At 38.8% G+C, this 19751-nt stretch carries 17 protein-coding genes; 9 read left to right on the forward strand and 8 right to left on the reverse strand.

What is annotated here, in order from left to right:
• Positions 1-26: 26 nt before the first annotated feature.
• From AB3G38_RS06790 to AB3G38_RS06800, 3 genes are all read right to left on the reverse strand, one after another.
• Positions 27-1346, reverse strand: coding sequence for a hypothetical protein (locus tag AB3G38_RS06790; protein ID WP_367867738.1), 1320 nt, complete (start codon positions 1344-1346; stop codon positions 27-29).
• Complete coding sequence (locus tag AB3G38_RS06795; RefSeq protein ID WP_367867739.1) at positions 1346-1948, reverse strand: DUF4255 domain-containing protein; 603 nt, start codon at positions 1946-1948, stop codon at positions 1346-1348. The genes AB3G38_RS06790 and AB3G38_RS06795 overlap by 1 nt, the downstream gene beginning before the upstream one ends.
• 76 nt (positions 1949-2024) lie before the next feature.
• Positions 2025-2678, reverse strand: a complete 654-nt coding sequence (locus AB3G38_RS06800) for a response regulator transcription factor (RefSeq protein ID WP_367867740.1) — start codon at positions 2676-2678, stop codon at positions 2025-2027.
• A gap of 173 nt (positions 2679-2851) precedes the next feature.
• Between AB3G38_RS06800 and AB3G38_RS06805 the strand changes: the two genes are divergently transcribed.
• Both AB3G38_RS06805 and AB3G38_RS06810 read left to right on the forward strand, forming a co-directional pair.
• Positions 2852-3250: an acyl-CoA thioesterase gene (locus AB3G38_RS06805; protein WP_367867741.1), complete on the forward strand. Its 399-nt coding sequence runs from the start codon at positions 2852-2854 to the stop codon at positions 3248-3250.
• A 75-nt stretch (positions 3251-3325) separates the two neighbouring features.
• A complete protein-coding gene (locus tag AB3G38_RS06810; protein ID WP_367867742.1) occupies positions 3326-4606 on the forward strand; it encodes a hypothetical protein in 1281 nt (426 codons plus the stop codon).
• Between the two features lie 22 nt (positions 4607-4628).
• Here the strand turns inward: AB3G38_RS06810 and AB3G38_RS06815 are convergent, their stop codons facing one another.
• On the reverse strand, positions 4629-7007 hold the full coding sequence (locus tag AB3G38_RS06815; RefSeq protein ID WP_367867743.1) for an ABC transporter permease: 2379 nt from the start codon (positions 7005-7007) through the stop codon (positions 4629-4631).
• 228 nt (positions 7008-7235) lie between these two features.
• Here AB3G38_RS06815 and AB3G38_RS06820 point away from each other — a divergent pair, with 228 nt between their 5' ends.
• The 6 genes from AB3G38_RS06820 to AB3G38_RS06845 all read left to right on the forward strand — a co-directional run bounded on the left by AB3G38_RS06820 (position 7236) and on the right by AB3G38_RS06845 (position 14968).
• On the forward strand, positions 7236-7556 hold the full coding sequence (locus AB3G38_RS06820) for a hypothetical protein (protein WP_367867744.1): 321 nt from the start codon (positions 7236-7238) through the stop codon (positions 7554-7556).
• Between the two features lie 296 nt (positions 7557-7852).
• Positions 7853-9163, forward strand: a complete 1311-nt coding sequence (locus AB3G38_RS06825; protein WP_367867745.1) for an amidohydrolase family protein — start codon at positions 7853-7855, stop codon at positions 9161-9163.
• Between the two features lie 16 nt (positions 9164-9179).
• A complete protein-coding gene (locus AB3G38_RS06830; RefSeq protein ID WP_367867746.1) occupies positions 9180-12431 on the forward strand; it encodes a glycosyl hydrolase in 3252 nt (1083 codons plus the stop codon).
• 105 nt (positions 12432-12536) lie between these two features.
• The gene (locus AB3G38_RS06835) at positions 12537-13259 is read left to right on the forward strand and encodes a glycosyltransferase family 2 protein (RefSeq protein ID WP_367867747.1); all 723 of its coding nucleotides are present in this window, start codon (positions 12537-12539) and stop codon (positions 13257-13259) included.
• Positions 13260-13383: 124 nt separating this feature from the next.
• Entirely contained in the window at positions 13384-14187 is an 804-nt protein-coding gene (locus tag AB3G38_RS06840) for a class I SAM-dependent methyltransferase (RefSeq protein ID WP_367867748.1), read from the forward strand.
• Positions 14177-14968, forward strand: a complete 792-nt coding sequence (locus tag AB3G38_RS06845; protein ID WP_367867749.1) for a hypothetical protein — start codon at positions 14177-14179, stop codon at positions 14966-14968. The genes AB3G38_RS06840 and AB3G38_RS06845 overlap by 11 nt, the downstream gene beginning before the upstream one ends.
• A gap of 127 nt (positions 14969-15095) precedes the next feature.
• Here AB3G38_RS06845 and AB3G38_RS06850 read toward each other — a convergent pair whose 3' ends face one another.
• Positions 15096-16328, reverse strand: coding sequence for a transglutaminase domain-containing protein (locus tag AB3G38_RS06850; protein WP_367867750.1), 1233 nt, complete (start codon positions 16326-16328; stop codon positions 15096-15098).
• 308 nt (positions 16329-16636) lie between these two features.
• Here AB3G38_RS06850 and AB3G38_RS06855 point away from each other — a divergent pair, with 308 nt between their 5' ends.
• Entirely contained in the window at positions 16637-17062 is a 426-nt protein-coding gene (locus AB3G38_RS06855; RefSeq protein ID WP_367867751.1) for a VOC family protein, read from the forward strand.
• 82 nt (positions 17063-17144) lie between these two features.
• Here AB3G38_RS06855 and AB3G38_RS06860 read toward each other — a convergent pair whose 3' ends face one another.
• The 3 genes from AB3G38_RS06860 to AB3G38_RS06870 form a co-directional block, all read right to left on the reverse strand.
• Positions 17145-17534, reverse strand: a complete 390-nt coding sequence (locus AB3G38_RS06860) for a RidA family protein (protein ID WP_367867752.1) — start codon at positions 17532-17534, stop codon at positions 17145-17147.
• A 120-nt stretch (positions 17535-17654) separates the two neighbouring features.
• Complete coding sequence (locus tag AB3G38_RS06865) at positions 17655-18218, reverse strand: Crp/Fnr family transcriptional regulator (protein WP_367867753.1); 564 nt, start codon at positions 18216-18218, stop codon at positions 17655-17657.
• Between the two features lie 267 nt (positions 18219-18485).
• Positions 18486-19427 carry a hypothetical protein gene (locus AB3G38_RS06870; protein WP_367867754.1) on the reverse strand — a complete coding sequence of 314 codons (942 nt, stop codon included), beginning with the start codon at positions 19425-19427 and terminating at the stop codon, positions 18486-18488.
• Positions 19428-19751: the final 324 nt, after the last annotated feature.

The raw sequence follows: 19751 nt of genomic DNA on the forward strand, positions 1-19751 counted from the left end.
TTAATTAATTTTAAATACATTTCTGGTTAGGGTGCTAATGGAAACAGTGTTGATTCCTGCACGATAATATCACTATACAGCTTATTATTTTCAAGTACTACAGTTTGATAGGGTTCTGGGTTCGGCAAATAATATAAACTGTTATCCGGCTTGCGAAATAAGGTAGAAGTATAAGTTGCTGCCCTGGGTAGTTTTGAAATCAGGGCCCCATTTTTGAAAAACAGAAAATCAGGATGTAAACCACTCTTCAAATCTTTTCTTCTGCTATTCAGGTAGCGCCAGAATGAAGGCTTACTTTTAAAATTCAGTTCAAATACCGGAGGGGCCGGATTAACCGTATAATCAGCCAGCTTCCGGGTAATCAGACGTCCATTAGAATCCAGCAGATCATATGCTGGAACGGTTGTTTTTACGCGTATCAACAGCAGCCCGTGACTCTCTCTGATCTCCTGTTCATCCCCATAAAAAAGAATGGTATGGATTTGATGATATCCACCATCCCCTGTAACCTCCAAGGTGTACAATAACCGGTCAGTTACTGTTGGTAAAGGAAGAAAGGAAACTTTCCGCGGATCAATGGCAATTGCAACCTTGCGCAGTTGCTGCTCATTTTTAAACTGCATTTCAGCAATTACATTTCCGTCCTTATCCCTGAGTAAAAAATCAGCTTCAGTTACCCCAGATCCAGCCGGAAAAGTATAACAAAAATTCAGCGGTAAGATTAAACGGTCACTTTCATTCACAAAAGCTCCCGATGGCAAAGAAATCCATTGCACCGCATCTGCATCATCGCGGTAGAACTCCCTGTAATTATTCACGCCAAACTTGACCAGCTCCCCCTGATCATACGACGCTGCTGCATCAAATTCAGGTATTTCTGCCGACAAATAAGGAAATACGCGGCTTCCACTAAGAACATCATGATTAGAAAAACAGTAGGCAGCAGGTAACACACTTTCCATTTTAAGGTTAGTAAAATTATCAAAGCGCTGACTCTTCCTTTTGATTAATACCGGGATATCCAGATCATCGGGTAAGCTGACCATTGGTTCATAAACAGTTGTCCCCAATATTTTCTTTGGAATAACCTTTACTGCAACTTTAAAACCGGCATAAGCAGGAATCAGCTTCAGGTGATAATCAGCAAATAGCGCTTTGGCTTTTACAGGTATTTCGAATACAAGTTCTTCTTCTATATTCTCCTCATCGGCTTTCAGTCTTGCACTTAAAAAATTCAGGCGGTCACCCTGTGCGGCGAAATCAAATATATTCCCCCCGGTCTTATCCGTCAGATAAAATTCGTGGAGCAGTTTGACTTCAAACAATATTTTATAGACGATATTCATCAGTGTGGTCCGGATAGCGTGGAAATATTTGTTTCTATTTCTTCGATCAGCGGAACTTCCCTGACAATCGCATGTTCAGAGATCGCTACCAATCTGAGTTTATACATTGCAAAAGGAACTTGTCTGCCGCCAAGAGATCCCCATAAATGATTAATCTGCTCAAAAGTGAGCGTATATAGCTCCATTGTAAACCTCAGATCCTGAATACCATTAGGATCAGTTGAGCCGCCCACTGTACTCGCAGAAGAGAAGGAGTTTTTGGCCTGAAGGAATTGAATGACTAAAGACAACCTTCTTAGTGCAAGTATATACCCATCACCAAAATAATTACAGGTTAGCAATACATAAAGATTTAAGTAAACCGGTGCATTTTCATAAATGGCATTGCTCATACCAAACCGCTTTAAAGGAGACTGATTTTTAAGTGTACTTTCTTCTTCAATGTTGACCAGGCTGATTATAATGCTGTCAATCAAACCTGTCCCGTTAGAAGTTTCCGAAAGTCCGATATTATCAACAATCACACTGGCCGCGTTATCTCCTTTGGAAATCAGGAAAGCAGTCAATTCAGATTTTAATAACAGGAGCGCCTTATCGATCATAGGATTAAAGCTCCGGAAGTTTTAAGCTAACCGCAATAGCTACCACTAGTCATTTATGCTGGCGCTGAAACAACTCTCAAACTATTTGAAAAGCGATCGCAAACCTGGTCAGCTGGCATAGATTATTTATTTCCAGCTTCCTGATAATATTTTTGCGATGGTTATTGACCGTATGCATAGATATATATAACATAGAAGAAATCTCACAACTGCTCTTCCCTTCCACAATCAATTTGATAATCTCTCTTTCTCTTTTACTTAACAGCATAAAACGGGCATGGTATGCTTTGTTATAGTTCTCTTCGGCCGTACTTTCCGGCACCTTCAGTTCAAATGCATAATGAAAAAGTATGGAGGAACTGTTCTCTTGTTCAGTTGTACATAATCTTGAAGTAGAAAAATACCATCTGCAATCTGATTCTTTCCTGGGCCTGCTGCGCTGAAAGAAGAAATGAATCTTCCGGTAATCTCTTTTTTGAATCTCGTTATATAATTCCGGCTGAATAACGATCTTCTCTTCCGGAGGGAAAAAGAATTCAAAATAAGTAAGCCAAAACTTGTGAACTTCCAGGTCTTTACTTTTCAGATTGCCCAGAAAAACATTTCCCAGTACATAATCACCAATCTCACTGAGTTGAAATTTCTTTTGCATAATCAGGTTAACAATTGCATGCAATTGCTGCGGATAGCTCATCACCTGCTGCACTGGAATTGCTCGTAATAACTCCATAGGATATAATTTTCTTATTCCATAACACTAAAAACTACGATTGCATTCAGCCAGTTAATTTCAATAAAAATATCTATAAATCAAGCAATTAAGTCAAAAAAAATATCCTTATCCGACTTAATTTTTCACCAAAACGTTTTAATAATTCAATTACTTTATATTTACAACCTACTATGCAAGACTATATATTTGAAATTCAGCTTAAGGTAAGAGATTACGAATGCGATATACAAGGCATCGTAAATAATGCAGTTTATCAAGGATATCTGGAACATGCTCGCCATGAATATCTGCAATCAAAAATGGTTTCCTTTAAGGAACTAACCACAAAAGGCATTCTGCTAATGGTATCCAGAATAGAGATGGACTTTAAAAGGTCACTCACCTCCGGCGATACCTTTCAGGTCAGATTAAGAATGGAAAGACAAGGCGTAAAACTGGTATTTTTTGAAGATATTTTTCGCTTATCAGATCAGGCCTTATGCCTGAAAGCTAAAGTTGAAGTGATCGCCAAAATCAATGACAAGCTCACCAGGGGAGAAATTTTTGACACGCTCAACCTGGAATTTTAACCTCCCCATTTTGTAACCTTTGACCTCTATTCAACTCCTTTATTGTTTGTAGCTTCATGAAATTACAAGAATTTTATGGAGCTATATACTCATGCTTTAGAAAGCATAATATCTGATATTGAAAATTCCAGTGCCCAGGTTATTGAAAAGAGATCAGTAAACGAGACTTTTGAACTTTGGCGTGATCCTGTTTTATTTGATAAACTATCCGGTAATCTCGGCGCAGTGTTTGTCAGGGCCCTTCTTAACAAGCTGAATGTAAATGAACATCATGTATTCAGGTGGAGACTGGATAATAAATACAGACAATATCAAATCTTCAATCACTATTTACCAGGCTCTGTAGCTCAAACATTTGGTCTTTCAGAACTATTGGCAGAAAAAGACGGGCATCAAAAAATCAGGGAATTATGTGAAAATGGTTTTTTTGTCAAATCTACTTTAGGGCATCGTACCGGCCAGTCAGATAATTTTGACAGAACAGCCGAGCTGGAAGACATTATAAATCTTCATCAGGAAAAGGGAAATCAGAAAAATGAAAGCCAGGAAAAAGAAGAGCAGCCAGAACAATGGATATTACAAAAAAGGCTGGATCTTAACGAAGAATTCAGGGTTCATACCTTTGGCAGTGATTTGATAGATGGGCTGACCTTTATCATGGCTGGCCACGATACTACTAAAAATTCTGCCGCAGAAATGTTTGTACAAAAAATTTTAGCTACCCTGCCGGCCACTATTTTACAAGGCACTTTAATTGGCTGGGACATTGGCATAACCAATGCCAATGAGTACTATATCATAGAAGCAAATTTCACAGGTTTTCATCCCGAATTTTATGCCGGCTTTCAAACCAGCGGATATTTTGGCGACCCGGATTACGGCCCTGCCATGTGTGCCTGGCTCAACAACTATTTTAGAAACAAGTATCAGATTTCTATCGGTACTGTGGAGCAGGATTTTAAATCAGGTAGTCCATTTTTTGAAGAATTCCTGTATTACAGATCAATATTTAATGACCAGTATATTAAAATACTTCAAAATAAAAGAAAGGGGATTCGCGCCTTTGCAGTCATATACTTAGGTTTCGGCGCTAATCCATTCCTCACTAAACTTATAGCATATTTTTTAGAAGAGGACTTTGCCAGGGAATATTTCCTGATTACAAGCGAAGAAACAATCCAGGGAGTTGCTGACGAGTTTGCGCGTAATAAACTCATCTTGATTATTGATGAAAATAAGTTATTTCTACCACAGGAATACTCCTCAATCCGGCAGTTAAATTACCAGGAACGGAAAAATATTTGCTGCGATAGACTGCTGAACAAAATTGAAGAAAAATACTATTTCGTCTTATAATACAATAGATAATGCATAATAGTTACTCATATTTCAATGCGTCAACCGCATTTGCCTTTGCAACTTTAAAACTTTGCAAACTTACCGTCAGCAAAGCGATACCCAGCGATAATATTGCAGCAATAATAAAAGGCCATGCAACTATTGAAATCTTGTAATCATAGTTTTTCAGCCAATTGTTCGCAAAAATAAAAGCGACCGGAAAAGCAATGATGTTCGAGATAATAACCAATTTGATAAAATCTTTATTTAATAAAATCAGGATACTTTTCAGATCAGCACCCAGAACCTTTCTGATGCTGATCTCTTTTTTGCGCTGTTCAGCCATGTATAAAGCCAGCCCTAATAAACCCAGGCAGGAAATAAAAATAGCAAATCCACCAAATAAATTTGACAATACACTCAAAAGCTGTTCACTTTTCAACTTATTTTTCAAATCCTGAGCAATAAACGTCAGTGCTGACGGATAAGCAGGATTAAGCCGTTGACTGATCTGTTTAATAGTACCTACAGCAGCACTTAAATTCATCGTTGGATTAATGCTCAGGATTAAAGTATTACTTTTCTTCACATTGTAGTAAAAGAAGGTAGGAACAGCCTTTCCTCCTATCGTTTCATTGGAATAATTTTTAACAACTCCAACAATAGTTAAAGGTGGATTATCTCCCCAATGGACTATTTTTCCTACTGGAGATTTGATACCCATTTTTTCTACTAATGCCTCATTGACTAAAACGGAAGTCGATGTGTCAGCTACAAATTCAGAAGAGAAATCTCTTCCCTCGGTTATCTTTGCCCCTATAGTTGTACTAAAATTATAGCCAACACTTCTGTAACTTATTATGGACTGATCATTCGCAGCCTTTCCAGGCCAGCTGAAGTTACCCGTAATAGAACCATCACTCGTGAAAGATTGTGCAAATTCCGTTGCAGCAATGACAGCACCCGATTTTTTCAATTCAGCTTTAAACAATTGTAGTTTTTCCGGTTTTCTCCACTCGCCCTCTAAATTAAGCTCAACCAGGTTATTTTGAGAAAACCCAAGCGGTTTATTTCGCATAAACTGAATTTGAGAATAGATAATGATAGCGCAGATAATCATACAAATTGAAAGACTGAACTGAAGCACTACCAGAATCTTGCGAATTGGTAAAGAAGATTTTCCAACGCCTGTTAAGCCTTTTAAAACTTTTATGGGTGTGAATGAAGACAAATAAAATGCTGGATAACTTCCGGCAAGCAGACCAGTTATCAAAACTAATATACCTAAAGTAAGCCAGAAAGGATAAGCACCATAGCTAATCTTCATGGAAATGCCAAGCAGGTTATTAAAATAGGGTAAGCACAATTCCAGCACACCAAAAGCAACTATTGCAGCAATTAGTGAAAACAGCATAGATTCAATAAAAAACTGTCCCATCAAACTGCTCCTGGTAGAACCCAATGCTTTTCGGACACCTACTTCTCTCGCCCTTTTCTCCGACCGGGCAGTTGACAAGTTCATATAATTGATACTTGCAATCAACAATACACAAAAAGCCAGAAAAGAGAATAATTTTACCTGGTCTATTCTGCCTCCGGAAGCTTTACCATTTGTAAATTCATTATAAAGATGATATTTAGCGAATGGAAATAGAAAAGCTTCCAATTGCGTTTTCGGATCATTTGCCCTGATCAATTTTCTCATTCCTGCATCTGCCGCCTCAAATTGATTTTTATCTTTTAATTTAATCAGCGTGGCACAAGTAATAGACCCCCAGCTATTATTCTTATTGTCAGGGTGCTCCTGTTCGAAAAAATCCCAGCTTAATAACGCATCATATTGAAAGCTTTGATTTTCTGGCAAATCCTCAATTACTGCCGATACATTCAGCAGTTTTCTGTTATCATATTTAATGGTTTGCCCAACTGGATTATTTTTGCCAAATAATTTGCGTGCAGTTGAGGCAGTAATGACTACGGATTCTGGCGTATGAAATGCAGTAGCAGCATTACCATAAATGAACTTTTGCTCAAAGATCTTCAGAAAAGAGGGGTCTACAGAACGTGCGTCCAGCTTATAATTTTCCCGATCATGACTAAAAAGCTTATTGTAGTCACCTCCAAGATTCATCCGGCTTACCACTTCTACTCCAGGTAAAGTCTCTAAGGCACCACCAGCAAGTTTGTCTGGTGAGGCAACAGAAGTAGCCAGTCCTTCATTAATATTTATATTTACCCGGGTAATATAAATACGGTCAATCGCTTCAAACTGTTTATCATAACCCCATTCATAGCTTACATAAAGTAGCAGTAGTAAACAGCAAGCCATACCAATGGCCAGTCCGCCAATGTTCATTAAGGAGAAACCCTTGTTCTTTTGAATGTTACGTAAGGCAATTTTGAAGTTGATGAAAAACATAGCGTTGATTTTTCCGGATGAAGTCCAATTGTGTGCCAGAGCAAAAATATCAAATAAAATGCGCTGAAAGCTTATTCAAAGCTATATTTATAATGACTACGTTCATTATCGGACAATCTATGTACACAACCGAACAGGAGTTGGAATTTTCAGAATGAACCCACTTAGCTGTAAAATAATAAAGTAACTATTATAAAATAGTATAATTCTGGTATATTTGCCACAATTATGGGTTACGCAAAAGAAAGAGGAAAGCTTGAGAAGCTATTAACAAGAATCGTTGGTTTAACTACTTATGAGGAGAAAAGTTTAGCTAATCTCGTTGACAGCCATGAAAAATATTCACATACTGTCAGGATATTAAAAAACAAAGAACCTGATACATTCGGTGATTTATACAAAAATGAATTACAAGAAGTAAAAGAAAGTAGAAAAGCAGTTAAGGAAAGTGATTCAGATGAAGCACGTCAGCATAACTTTATCGCCTATAAAGATTCAATCGTAAAGGCTTTAGAGAAAACTATCAAAACTACATTGGAGACTTTGTAATCAAATAAAAAAAAGCCGTATTCCTAAAGTTTACGGCTTCTTCATTTTTATACTATCAGCTTAAAGACACTCGTCATTAAGCCATCTTCCTCAATCTCATTGCTGACTTCTATTTTTTTCATCAGGTCATCAATAAAACAATCCTGTTCCATTACTGGTGAATTAAGATTAAAAGAAGACTGGCCAGCACCCCTGCTCAGTATGAATAAAATTTAGCGTTTTTTATCGTATTTATAGCGTGATTACAAGTCAGAGAATTTCATATATTGCTGCTGGTAAACCAAATACGACTATATATGACTCAATACCGAGTAAAAATCATCACGCTGACTTTTCTAATTTTATCATTTAATGGCTTTGCGCAGCAGCAAAACGATTCAGTAAAAGTAATTAAGGCTGGCCACCTGATTGATGTAGAAAGAGGAACAACACTAACCAATCAGTTGATTTTAATTGACCATGACACCATAAAAAGCATTGGCCCGGACCTGACTATACCAGTCGGAGCAAAAATCATAGACCTCAGCAATGCAACAGTCCTGCCTGGATTGATTGATTGTCATACTCACCTGACCTTTCAGCCCGGAGAAAATTATTACGAAGACATTTTCAGGCGGACACCAGCAGACCTTGCTATGATTGCCCCTATTTACGCAAAACGCACATTAGAGGCCGGGTTTACAACCTGCAGAGACGTAGGAGCTTCAGCATTTATTGACGTCTCTCTGAGAAATGCAATCAACCGCGGTGATATACCCGGTCCCAGACTACTGGTTGCCACACTATTTATTGGCAGTACCGGTAGCCATGGTGACCTGAATGGATTTTCGCCTTATTTAGACTGGGTAGGCCCAAAACAAATGACTGGCGTGGCCAATGGTGTAGAAGGTGTACGTGCGCAAGTCCGTTACAATATAAAATACGGTGCCGAAGTGATCAAATTTGGCGCAAGTGCAGGCGTACTCACAGAAGAAGTGAGTGTAGGCGCCCCTCAATTCTCACAGGAAGAAATGAATGCAATTGTTCAGGAAGCCCATTTATGGGGACTGAAAGCCTGTGCCCATGCCCATGGTACAGTAGCGATAAAAATGGCCGTTAAAGCTGGTGTAGCTTCCATAGAACATGGCAGTTTTCTTGATGATGAAGCCATACAACTAATGAAAACACACGGCACTTATCTGGTCGCAGATATTTATAATGACGATTATATACTGAGTGATTATGCAAAACACGGCACCCCGGAAATCATTATTAACAAAGAAAAGCTGGTAGGCAAAGAGCAACGGTTAAGTTTTCAGCGCGCAGTTAAATCAGGTGTAAAAATAGCCTTTGGTACAGATGCCGGTGTCTATCCGCACGGCTGGAACGGCAAACAGTTTAAATATATGGTAAAATTCGGGCTAACCCCGATGCAGGCTATACAAGCCGCTACCATCAATGCAGCAGATTTGCTGGGATGGAAAAATAAAGTCGGCTCCCTGAAAAAGGGCAAATACGCCGACTTGATTGCATTAAATGATGATCCGCTTCAGGACGTCACCCTACTGGAACAAATCCCATTCGTGATGAAAGGCGGAACTATTTATAAAAATGACCTAAAAAAATAAAGCAGAGACACAACTTATGCTGACTAAATTGGTTTTCAATTCGCACAAAACTTTCCTGTGTTTGTTATTGGTTGTTTTTAGCACGTATAAAGCACATTCACAACCTGAATCTTCTGGCCAGATGGCCACATTGGAAATGGGATTTCATCAAATTCCGGACAGTATTCAGACCAGTGTTTACTGGTATTGGGTATCCGGAAATATTTCCAAAGCAGGCGTCATCAAAGATCTTGAAGCCATGAAGCAGGTGGGAATTAACCGTGCATTTATTGCGAATGTTACCTGGGGTGAAAAAAATGCGGGGCCAATAAAACTGTTTACAACCGCATGGTGGGATGTTCTCCATACCGCATTAAAAACAGCGACCAGACTGGGCATCGAAATAGGTATATTTAATTGCCCGGGATGGAGCCAGTCGGGAGGGCCATGGGTTAAACCAGAACAATCTATGCGCTATCTGAATGCCTCAGAGGTTGCGATTACAGGCCCGATATTAACCCATCAAAAACTTGAACAGCCTAGTCCTGTTTTCCAGGATGTGAAAGTGATTGCTTATCCCGCTCCTAAAGATTATGGTACAGACATTCGGGATTTGAAACCTCAGCTTAGCTCCATCCCCTCGCTGAAAGACCTGAATAATTTAACAGACTATAACCCAAAAACCATTCTTCCTCTTCCTTCTGCAAAACCCTTTTTACTGGATTTTTCTATGGAAAAACCATATACAGCCCGCAGCCTTGTCATTTATACAGCACAGACACGTACCCGTCTAGAAGGAGATATACAGGTAAAGATTAACCATACTTACCAAACCATTAAACATTTTACCATAGACCGTACCAATCCGAATTTAAAGAATGGCTTCATCCCTTATGGCCCTGCAGCTATTTCAATTCCTGTGACTACTGCCAAAGATTTCCGGTTGATATTTACAGCTTACTCAGCAAATAGTGGAATTGCAGAAATTAAGTTCTCGTCTGTACCTTCAGTAGAAGACTACCAGGAGAAAACACTGGCAAAAATGTGGCCTGATGGTTATGTATACTGGCCCGCCTATCAATGGTCATCACAACCAGTCATTAAAGACAAAGCCTATATAATTGATCCTGATAAAGTTTTAGATATTTCAAAGTATATGCTGGCTGATGGCACGCTGAACTGGCAGGTACCAGCAGGAAAATGGATTATTGAACGGATTGGAATGACGCCTACACAAGTTCAAAATGCACATGCCAGTCCCGAAGGAACAGGACTTGAAACTGATAAAATGAGTAAAATTCATATTGCTGCTCACTTTGATGCGTTTTTAGGAGAAATCATACGCCGTATTCCCGCAAAAGACCGAAAAACCTGGAAAATAGTAGTTGGAGACAGCTATGAAACCGGCAGCCAGAATTGGAGCGATCAGTTTATCGCGGAATTTAAATTGACTTATGGTTATGATCCGCTCCCCTATCTTCCGGTATTCAGGGGGAAGGTTGTGGGCAGTGCAGATTATTCAGACCGTTTTCTATGGGATGTCAGACGTCTTGTAGCCGATAAAGTCGCTTATAATTACGTAGGTGGACTTAGAGAAGTCAGCTATCAGAATGGATTAACTACCTGGCTGGAGAATTACGGCCATTATGGTTTTCCCGGAGAATTTTTACAATACGGCGGGCAATCTGATGAAGTTAGTGGTGAATTCTGGAATGAAGGCATTAAAGGTATCATAGAAAACAGGGCCGCTTCATCCTGTGCACATATTTATGGAAAAACAAAAGTTTCTGCCGAATCTTTTACCACAACAGATAATTATTTCATGAATTATCCGGCCACTTTAAAACAGCGGGCCGACCGTTCTTTTACCGAAGGTATCAACAATACCCTGCTTCACGTTTATATCCAGCAGCCGGATGATGATAAAATTCCAGGAATAAATGCTTATTTCGGGACAGAATTTAACCGCAAAAATACTTGGTTTTATGAGATGGATGATTTCTTGAAATATATCAAAAGATGTAATCTGCTATTGCAGCAGGGAAAGTATGTCGCAGACGTGGCTTATTTTATCAGTGAAGATGCACCAAAGATGACCGGATTACAAGAACCAGTTCTTCCACCCGGTTATGCCTTTGATTATATCAATGGAGAGGTGATTAAAACCAGGCTAACGGTAAAAGAAGGTAATCTTGTTTTACCAGATGGAATGCAATACCGGCTCCTGGTTTTACCAAAATTGGAAAGCATGCGCCCGGAATTACTGATAAAGCTTAAAGAGCTGGTGAGCAGAGGTGCGGTAATTTCAGGCCCCAGACCATCCAGGTCACCAAGTTTGCAAAACCCTGGAAAAGCAGATCTGGAGATTCAGCAATTAACTGCTGAACTTTGGGGAAACATCAATGGTTCCACCATTAAAGTTAATCATTACGGCAAAGGAATGGTAATTGACGGAATGAACCTGGAAGATGCTTTAAAATTGTTAAACACTATTCCTGATTTTAAAACAGCGATCAATGATTCTGTACTTTTTATACACAGGACATTAAAGGATGGCTCAATTTATTTCCTCTCCAATCAAAAAAACAAATCCATACAGTTCAATCCGGAATTTCGTGTTTCGGGGAAAACCCCTGAATTATGGGATGCCACTACAGGTAAGATACGTGACCTGCCTGAATATACCCAGACTGCTGAGTCCACCAGCGTACCCATAAAATTAGCTCCTTACGAGAGTGCTTTCATCATTTTCAGAAAAGATGGAAACACTAAAAAAAACAACTACTTCAACTATCCGGGACCGTTCAGGAGCATACCGGTCACAGGCCCGTGGCTGGTGAACTTCGATGCGAACCTGCATGGCCCCTCTCAACCTGTTGTATTTAAACAATTGGAAGACTGGACACAAAATAAAGATGCACTTATAAAATATTATTCCGGCCCCGCTTACTACCATCATACTTTTAAACTATCAAAAGTTAAAAATGAAGAACGTGTATTATTGGACCTGGGCAATGTGATAGCTATTGCAAAAGTTAAAGTTAATGGAATAGCTGTTGGCGGGTTATGGACTGCTCCTTACAAAATTGATATAACCAAAGCACTAAAACCTGGGATAAACGAACTGGAGATCAAAGTAGTTAACAACTGGATCAACAGGCTGATCGGTGATCATCAATTACCTGAAAATGAAAGAACAACCTCAACTTACTATGACTGGTATGATGCCACAGTAAAATTGCAACCCTCAGGCTTAAAAGGGCCAGTCAAGCTTGAGATTGTAAAGTAATCCCGCAGTAAATTGGGACTATTGACCCTAAATTATTCATTAGGATTGTCATAATTTAGAAAATAGTTTAACGCTAATGGTTTGGTTAAACTTAATTCATAAACTATGACATCAAAAATTACGGAAATTGATATTGTTATTTTAAGTTATGCGCAAACAGAAGAATTAAAGCAGGTTACCAAAAACTGCCTCACTTCTTTAATGGCCTCCGAAGACCCTGAACTGATCAAATTCAACATTATCGTTGTTGAATCTCAAAAAGATTTAAACCCTTTTCAATACGAGTATGGCCAGACAGTTTATCCGGATCAGCCCTTTGGTTACAACCGCTATATGAATATTGGCATTGCAATAACCTCAGCACCCTATATCTGTTTATGTAATAATGACCTGCTTTTTCACCCGCAATGGGCAACAGAAATCCTGAAACCCTTTCATACTTATTGGAATGTTTCCAGTGCTTCTCCAATGTGTACTATTCATCATACAAAAATAGGTATGGAACCAAATATTGGATTGCTGCAAGGCTATAGAGAACGTGTAGAAGTTTCTGGCTGGTGTCTTTTTTTCAAGCGCAGTATGCTGAGTATAATAGGCCATTTGGATGAGAACTTTATATTCAGACATGCCTCCCATGATTATACACATTTACTTTCATCGTTAAATTTAGTCCATGTTCTGGTCACTTCTTCTCTGGTAGATCACCTGGATCACACTACACTAAATAAACAAAAACCAGAGCGGTTTAATCAATTGATGTGGGAACAGGATATCTACTATGAAAAAAAATGGGGTTATCGTCTGGGCAGAAAATGGCAAGTGTTATAATACTTTCTGTATCAGATGACCTCTGTTTTGGGATTTAGGGTCATCTGACCCTAAAAAAATCTGTCAATCCACGTTAAATTGCTCATGCATTTATAATTAAAAATAAACACTAAACCATATCAGTATGAACGACAAACTATATAAGGAATTTGCAAGTTATTATGCAGATGTGACCAATGACAGAGATTTCAAAAGCCAGTTAGAGGTCATACTGGCAACTTATGAACCAGATAAACCATGCAAATCTTTACTGGAACTATTCGCTGGACAATCATTACACAGCATAGAGGCGCAAAAACAGCATGGTATTGATGTTTGGGCTATAGATTCAAGTATGGATATGAAGCGCCTTGCAATTGCTGAAGGATTTCAGAACCCCAAAAAATATATCGTGGCAGATCTTCCGGACGCTATGTTAAGTATTGATGAAACGAAATTCGATTGTATTACCTGTCTGTATAATGGCTTAAGTAATCTGAATATGGAAGATGTATTTATGCTGCTTAAAAATTGTAAAGATAAATTAACCGATAACGGCAAAATGTTTGTCGAAATGCACGATATCTTTTTAATGACAGAATACCTTTCAAACCAACAGGTCCATTATACAGAAATAGAAAATTCCAAGGGTGAACTCATTAAATATGCATGGCCGAGCGGTAAAATAAGATGGGATCGTTATACCTACCGTGCAGAAATTCCGGTTCAATTCTTAATCCAAACCCCACAACGCACAGATACTATAGAATTTACTCATTATGACAACATGTATTGTGCGGAACATATCGTGTTTCTGGCAAATCTTGTGGGCTTGGAGTCTATGATCTACACAGAACATCCTGCCTGGGCAAATCTTTATCCAAATTCGGTTATTCTGCAATTATCTATTCGTAAAGACCTCCTAAAATCTGCCGCTAATGACAAATAAACTCTATAAGCACTATGCAAGTTCTTATGCGGCAGTAACTAACAACAGAGATTTCAAAAGTCAGCTGGAACTTATACTCCAGACCTATCAACCAGATAATCCATGCCAGTCATTTATTGAACTCTTTGCCGGACAATCTCTGCACAGCATAGAGGCCTTTAAAAAAGGTAATATAGACGTTTGGGCTGCAGATTCAAGTCAGGAAATGAAGGAGCTGGCCATATCGCAGGGATTTCTAAAACCCGACCAGTATATTGTTGGATATCTGCCCGAATCCATTTTAAATAATACTGGCAACGTTAAATTTGATTGTATAGCTTGTTTATACAGTGCATTTAGTGCGATACCGCTTCAAAAAGTATTTGAGTTACTCTTTCATCTCAAACCACTATTAACTGATAAAGGAAAAATATTCATAGAGTTACATGATGTTTTTTATACAATGGAATATATCGCAAATCCTGTAGTGCAGTATCAGAAAGTTCAGAATTCCGAAGGAGAACAGGTCAGTTACGCCTGGCCAAGCGGTAAAATTAAATGGGATCATTACAGTCATACTGCGGAGGTTCCCATAACCTTTAACATTCAATCAGCTGGCAGCACTGAAACCGTGGAATTCATTTCTACTGACCATATTTATAGTGCAGAAGAAATAATTTTCATAGCAAACCTGCTGGATTATGAAAGCAAATTGTTATCAACAGATCCGGTATGGGCTGCAAATTTTCCCGGAGGAATCGTGCTGGAGCTATCTCTGAAATCAGCAGTTCAAAATCCATAAAATTAGGCAGTCCCGATCCATTTGCCTATGTAAAAGCTCCGTTTATCAATGAGCTTTTACATAGACCTGAAAATTTGCTCCAATCAAACAGATTATTGCAAATATCAAATAATTACAGTAAGCTTATTTAGCTGCCCGGTTTAGCCCAAAAATCAGCAACATTATTAGTTGCATAAGTAATGTCACTTTTACTAATCACTTTATTTCCTTTAATCCTGGTAAATCCACCCGGATATAAATGGACAATCTCCAGAAGCGGTTTTCCAATTCCCCGGGTCTCCACATCCCATTCGTTTTTAACATCACAATTGATCCAGTACAAGTTCTTGGACATGTAATAATCCAGATAATCTTCTTTGGTTTTCTTAGTTTTGTTATTCCAATTCGCATCCTCATTTAAAACCAATGGCTCTCCTGTGATCAGTTTCGCTCTTACTTCTTCTACATTTAACAGGGTGCCTTTAGCATCACTTACATAAGCATTAAACGTAGGATCCATCCATAACCACTTATTTTTAGTTTCAGACCAGACCACTGTGATAACATGGCAATCAAAATCAGCAGTGTCCTTTGGCATGCAGGTAACCGTTCTGGATTTAAACCCCATAGCCTGGTAGGTATCTCTCAGCACAGTCGCCATCATTCTGCAATTCACTCCTCTATTTTCTTTTTTGCAGATATCTATTAAATCAACCGCATTTTTATGGATTGGATTATTAGAATTGCCATCATGGCTCACCACATGATGTACCCACAACAGTAAATTTTTAAACCTGCTGATTTCATCTCCATTTCCACCTACAGAATCCAGTTTATATTGCTTTCTGAATTTAACCAGCTCGGGTGCATTCGAATCCTGATAAGTAAATTTCACCGCTACCCTTTTATCTTTACGATTATAAGCACCAGACTTTTGAAGAATATAACCGTAATCCCCTTTTTCTCTGATTTGCTGTAATATTATTTTGAATCGCTTTTCCTCACGCAAACCATTCAGATCGGTATCCGTCAGCATATTTTTATAATTACTGTAACCATTGCGGGCAGCACTATCTAAATATAGTATTGCTTTATTTTTATTGCCATTCAGGGCATTTACACAAGAAAGACAATAATATTGATTAGCTATCACACCAGGATAATTACGCTGTATACTCGCAGGCATACCTATAAATTTGTTACGAAATTTAATAAGTTCTGTCTCCGCTGTAACATAATCCTTCTGTTTATAAGCATCCATAAACAATTGATAAGAAGCCCGGTAAGCTTGTTCAAGTTCAGCAGACACAGTTGCCGGCTGGCTAAAAGCTGAAAAGGCAATACCAGTTATCATCAGGAACGCGGCAACAACTTTTCTCATGGCTATTTTTTGAGTACAAGGTAACAGAAAACACACAACTCAGCCTATAAAAACATTGTTTTTATTTACCACATTTTATATAACTATTCATTAACTATTTCTATAGATGAGGGTCGGTAGCTTTAAAAAAAACCAATCAATTCCATCCCGGTAATTATTATTAATCCAAGTATAATATACCTGATTTCTTAGTCGCAAACAACCACTAAGATTGGCTAATTCATACCCTATCAAAACATTAAAATGCTTTTACATTTGTTATACAACAATTCAAAACAAACAAAACTTATAATCTAAAATCATAAACCATGGCAGCAGTCAACCCTTATTTAAACTTTGATGGTAATACCGAAGAAGTATTTAATTTCTATAAGTCCGTATTTGGCGGTGAATTCGAAATGGTTTCCAGATTTGATACTATGCCAGAAGAATACCGGCCTGATCAAAGCGAAATCAATAAGATTATGCATATTTCCTTACCAATTGGTGGTGGAAGTTTTTTGATGGGTAGTGACAGACCAGCGTGTTATGGGCCGGTCAACAAAGGTGACCATGCTTATATTGCCATCAAAGCAGACAGTGAAGAAGAAGCTACAAAATTATTCAACGGGCTTTCCGCAGGAGGCGTAGTGACCATGCCACTCGCAAAAGCTTTCTGGGGTGATTTCTTCGGAATGTTTAATGATAAGTTTGGCGTTCAATGGATGATCAGTTATGCATATGATAACAAATAGTTAAACCTATACAACATTATCATTTGCTAAAAAAGCCGGATCTTTCTAAATGATGATCCGGATTTTTTATAACATTGATTACTTATTTTACAACTGTAGCCTCCAGTTCAACCTTTAAAGTTTCAAAAAGGCTTTTCACTTCCAGTAAAGTGAGTGCAGGTTTAACTTCATGTTTAGCTATCCAGGCTTGAAAAATATCAAAATGTGGCCAAAGCTCTGCTGTCGCAGTGGTGTATATATTTAAACGGGCTATCCCCTTGCATTCATATCCGGCTTCACCAATAACCTTTTCCAGATTTTGTAAAGCCAGAATTAATTGAGACTTCATGTCTTCATTACTGGATATTCCATCAGCGCTGATCGCAGTCTGTCCTGAAACATAAAGCGTACTCTCTACATTTTTCACTTCAACAGCTTGTACATAACTGCGTTCATCCTGCCATTTCCAGGGATTAATACTTCTTTTTTCCATTTGATTTGTCTTATTGCTTATCTTTAAGATTGCAGTTTAAAATTTGTACTGCAAAGCTCTTCATAAGACCTGAAATGGGCTCTTGACAAACCTCACAATTAAAAAGTGAGAAATGTCACACTAAGGAGATAACCTGCTTAAGGTTTCGCGCGAAACGCCCAGATAGGCAGCAAGAAGGCTCTTGGGTACACGCTGAATAAGTGAGGGGTATTGTTTAATTAACTGTTCATAACGCTCTTTGGAATTAGAGGTCAGCCAGGATATAATACGTCGTTGCGATCCTATAAAACCAAAATTCGCTTTTTCAAGGAAAAACCGCTGCATTTTTGGCAAACTATCACATAGCTTTTTATAGTCTTCAAGTAAAAGGCATAAGGTTTCCGTATCTTCAATGCACTCTAACGACATGGTCGCTTTAGTCTGAGTGAAATACGCATAATAATCACTTTCCCACCAATCTTCCATCGCAAAAGAAACAACACGCTGCTTCCCTGTTTCATCAGTATGGACCAACTTCAGAAGTCCGGAAATGACAAAGTAAGAATACTTTACCTCTTCCCCTTCCTGAACCAGAAATTGATGTTTTTTGAACTTTTTAATACTAAAATGAGTACACACAAAAGCAAACTCATCCTCGCTAAGTGATATAATTTTTTCTATATGTTCCCTTAGTGACTGATACATTGTTGAGCGGTTATTAAAGATGATCGCAAAGTTAAGGTCCGGGACTGGCATTCCGGTTTTTTATTTCGTGTTGATTTCGATGTGTATTGTTATAATAATTGAACTGATTTGTTAAATTTTCTTATTTACCCTTGCCTGGTTTAAAATAACAAAAATGGGATCTATGCTTTATCATAAATCCCATTCTTTTAATTTTCTCCGAATTTCAATAGGCCAATTTATTTTTTTATTATTTGATAATCTGGCTTAAGCCTACGGAATCCCGGCTTAGTCAATTCGCAATACCCGCTTCCAGTTCGAACCATCAAACTCCATTACATCCTTGGACCCTATGGACCACATGATCCCGTCAGCTGCGCTCAGGTGATAACATGTGCGTGGAATATCATCCCCGAAATCAACAGGATTGAGCTTACCATCCTCCAGCCGATAGACGAAACTGGTAGAAGACACATATAACTGTCCATCGAAAACCTCCATACCCCAGAGGTCTTCTTCGGTGCTTTCATGCTTTATTATTTCCCATTGATCATCGCGTCCCCGGAGCAAGGTCCCAAGCTGACCACACGCATAAACAAATCCGTCCGGCGCACAGCGAACTTTGTAGAGCGCCAGCTCGGTCGGACTGTTCTGCTGGCTGAACAGGGAACCATCATACTTCCAGATTTCGCCTTCCCAACCGACCGTATAAATTTCCTCTTCGCTGAACCCATCGATAGACTCGAAACTGGTGTCGGTGATCGGCGTATCACCAACCTGGGCGCTCTGGTCAATGCATCTCCACTGATCCTCATCATCACGAACATAAGCCTGCCGGCAGGTTCCTACAGCATAAGCTCTACCTGTACCTTTTGCAATACCGCGGACTTCACGAAGAGGGCCGCGCTTTCTCGGGTCTATTCCGCAGTTGGCGATGGCCTCATTTATTACAGTGCCGCCGCCGCTGGCTTCTACCGATCCGTCGGTTCCGAGCATTAAGTAACGCTCAACCGGCACATGGCAGACCGTTCCGGAACAGGCAAGCCAGGGCACAGTATCAGCGCCCCAAATTCCACAATCCAGAGAGAGCAGTATCGAACCCGTGTAACCTTCGCTAATAGAAATGTCGTTCGTGGTAATCAAATAGCTAAGATCTGAGTAGCGAACCGTTCCAGTACCAATGCTGAGTCCGCTGAACCGTGGATCTCTAGTATCTATATTAACTTCCATATGTGTGTTTAATGACATTTTTACCCGTGAATATTATATTTTTAGTCTTCATAAATTATTGGTTTAAATTAAAAATACTTCTTCAAAACTACACAAAAGCCACATAAAAATACAATTACAAATTACAAAAAGGATAATTTATTTATCATAAATCACATAATTTACACATTCAGCATCTGTACTGCCAAATTGGGACAATCCAATGTTGAATCTTTTAAATATGATGCTGAAGAATCAAGCCTAAGGATGCTATAATAATAATTATAATTTAATAATTAAACTGGAATACTATAATATCTGGCGTCACACATCGCAAGTGATAAT

This window comes from Pedobacter sp. WC2423 (assembly GCF_040822065.1).
In the GTDB taxonomy this organism is placed as follows: domain Bacteria; phylum Bacteroidota; class Bacteroidia; order Sphingobacteriales; family Sphingobacteriaceae; genus Pedobacter.

Coding starts and splice junctions, on each gene's coding strand:
- AB3G38_RS06795 (WP_367867739.1), bottom strand. CDS start 1,948: ATGATCGATAAGGCGCTCCTGTTATTAAAATCTGAATTGACTGCTTTC.
- AB3G38_RS06830 (WP_367867746.1), top strand. CDS start 9,180: ATGCTGACTAAATTGGTTTTCAATTCGCACAAAACTTTCCTGTGTTTG.
- AB3G38_RS06805 (WP_367867741.1), top strand. CDS start 2,852: ATGCAAGACTATATATTTGAAATTCAGCTTAAGGTAAGAGATTACGAA.
- AB3G38_RS06860 (WP_367867752.1), bottom strand. CDS start 17,534: ATGGAAAAAAGAAGTATTAATCCCTGGAAATGGCAGGATGAACGCAGT.
- AB3G38_RS06825 (WP_367867745.1), top strand. CDS start 7,853: ATGACTCAATACCGAGTAAAAATCATCACGCTGACTTTTCTAATTTTA.
- AB3G38_RS06845 (WP_367867749.1), top strand. CDS start 14,177: ATGACAAATAAACTCTATAAGCACTATGCAAGTTCTTATGCGGCAGTA.
- AB3G38_RS06810 (WP_367867742.1), top strand. CDS start 3,326: ATGGAGCTATATACTCATGCTTTAGAAAGCATAATATCTGATATTGAA.
- AB3G38_RS06840 (WP_367867748.1), top strand. CDS start 13,384: ATGAACGACAAACTATATAAGGAATTTGCAAGTTATTATGCAGATGTG.
- AB3G38_RS06800 (WP_367867740.1), bottom strand. CDS start 2,678: ATGGAGTTATTACGAGCAATTCCAGTGCAGCAGGTGATGAGCTATCCG.
- AB3G38_RS06850 (WP_367867750.1), bottom strand. CDS start 16,328: ATGAGAAAAGTTGTTGCCGCGTTCCTGATGATAACTGGTATTGCCTTT.
- AB3G38_RS06870 (WP_367867754.1), bottom strand. CDS start 19,427: ATGGAAGTTAATATAGATACTAGAGATCCACGGTTCAGCGGACTCAGC.
- AB3G38_RS06790 (WP_367867738.1), bottom strand. CDS start 1,346: ATGAATATCGTCTATAAAATATTGTTTGAAGTCAAACTGCTCCACGAA.
- AB3G38_RS06865 (WP_367867753.1), bottom strand. CDS start 18,218: ATGTATCAGTCACTAAGGGAACATATAGAAAAAATTATATCACTTAGC.
- AB3G38_RS06835 (WP_367867747.1), top strand. CDS start 12,537: ATGACATCAAAAATTACGGAAATTGATATTGTTATTTTAAGTTATGCG.
- AB3G38_RS06820 (WP_367867744.1), top strand. CDS start 7,236: ATGGGTTACGCAAAAGAAAGAGGAAAGCTTGAGAAGCTATTAACAAGA.
- AB3G38_RS06815 (WP_367867743.1), bottom strand. CDS start 7,007: ATGTTTTTCATCAACTTCAAAATTGCCTTACGTAACATTCAAAAGAAC.
- AB3G38_RS06855 (WP_367867751.1), top strand. CDS start 16,637: ATGGCAGCAGTCAACCCTTATTTAAACTTTGATGGTAATACCGAAGAA.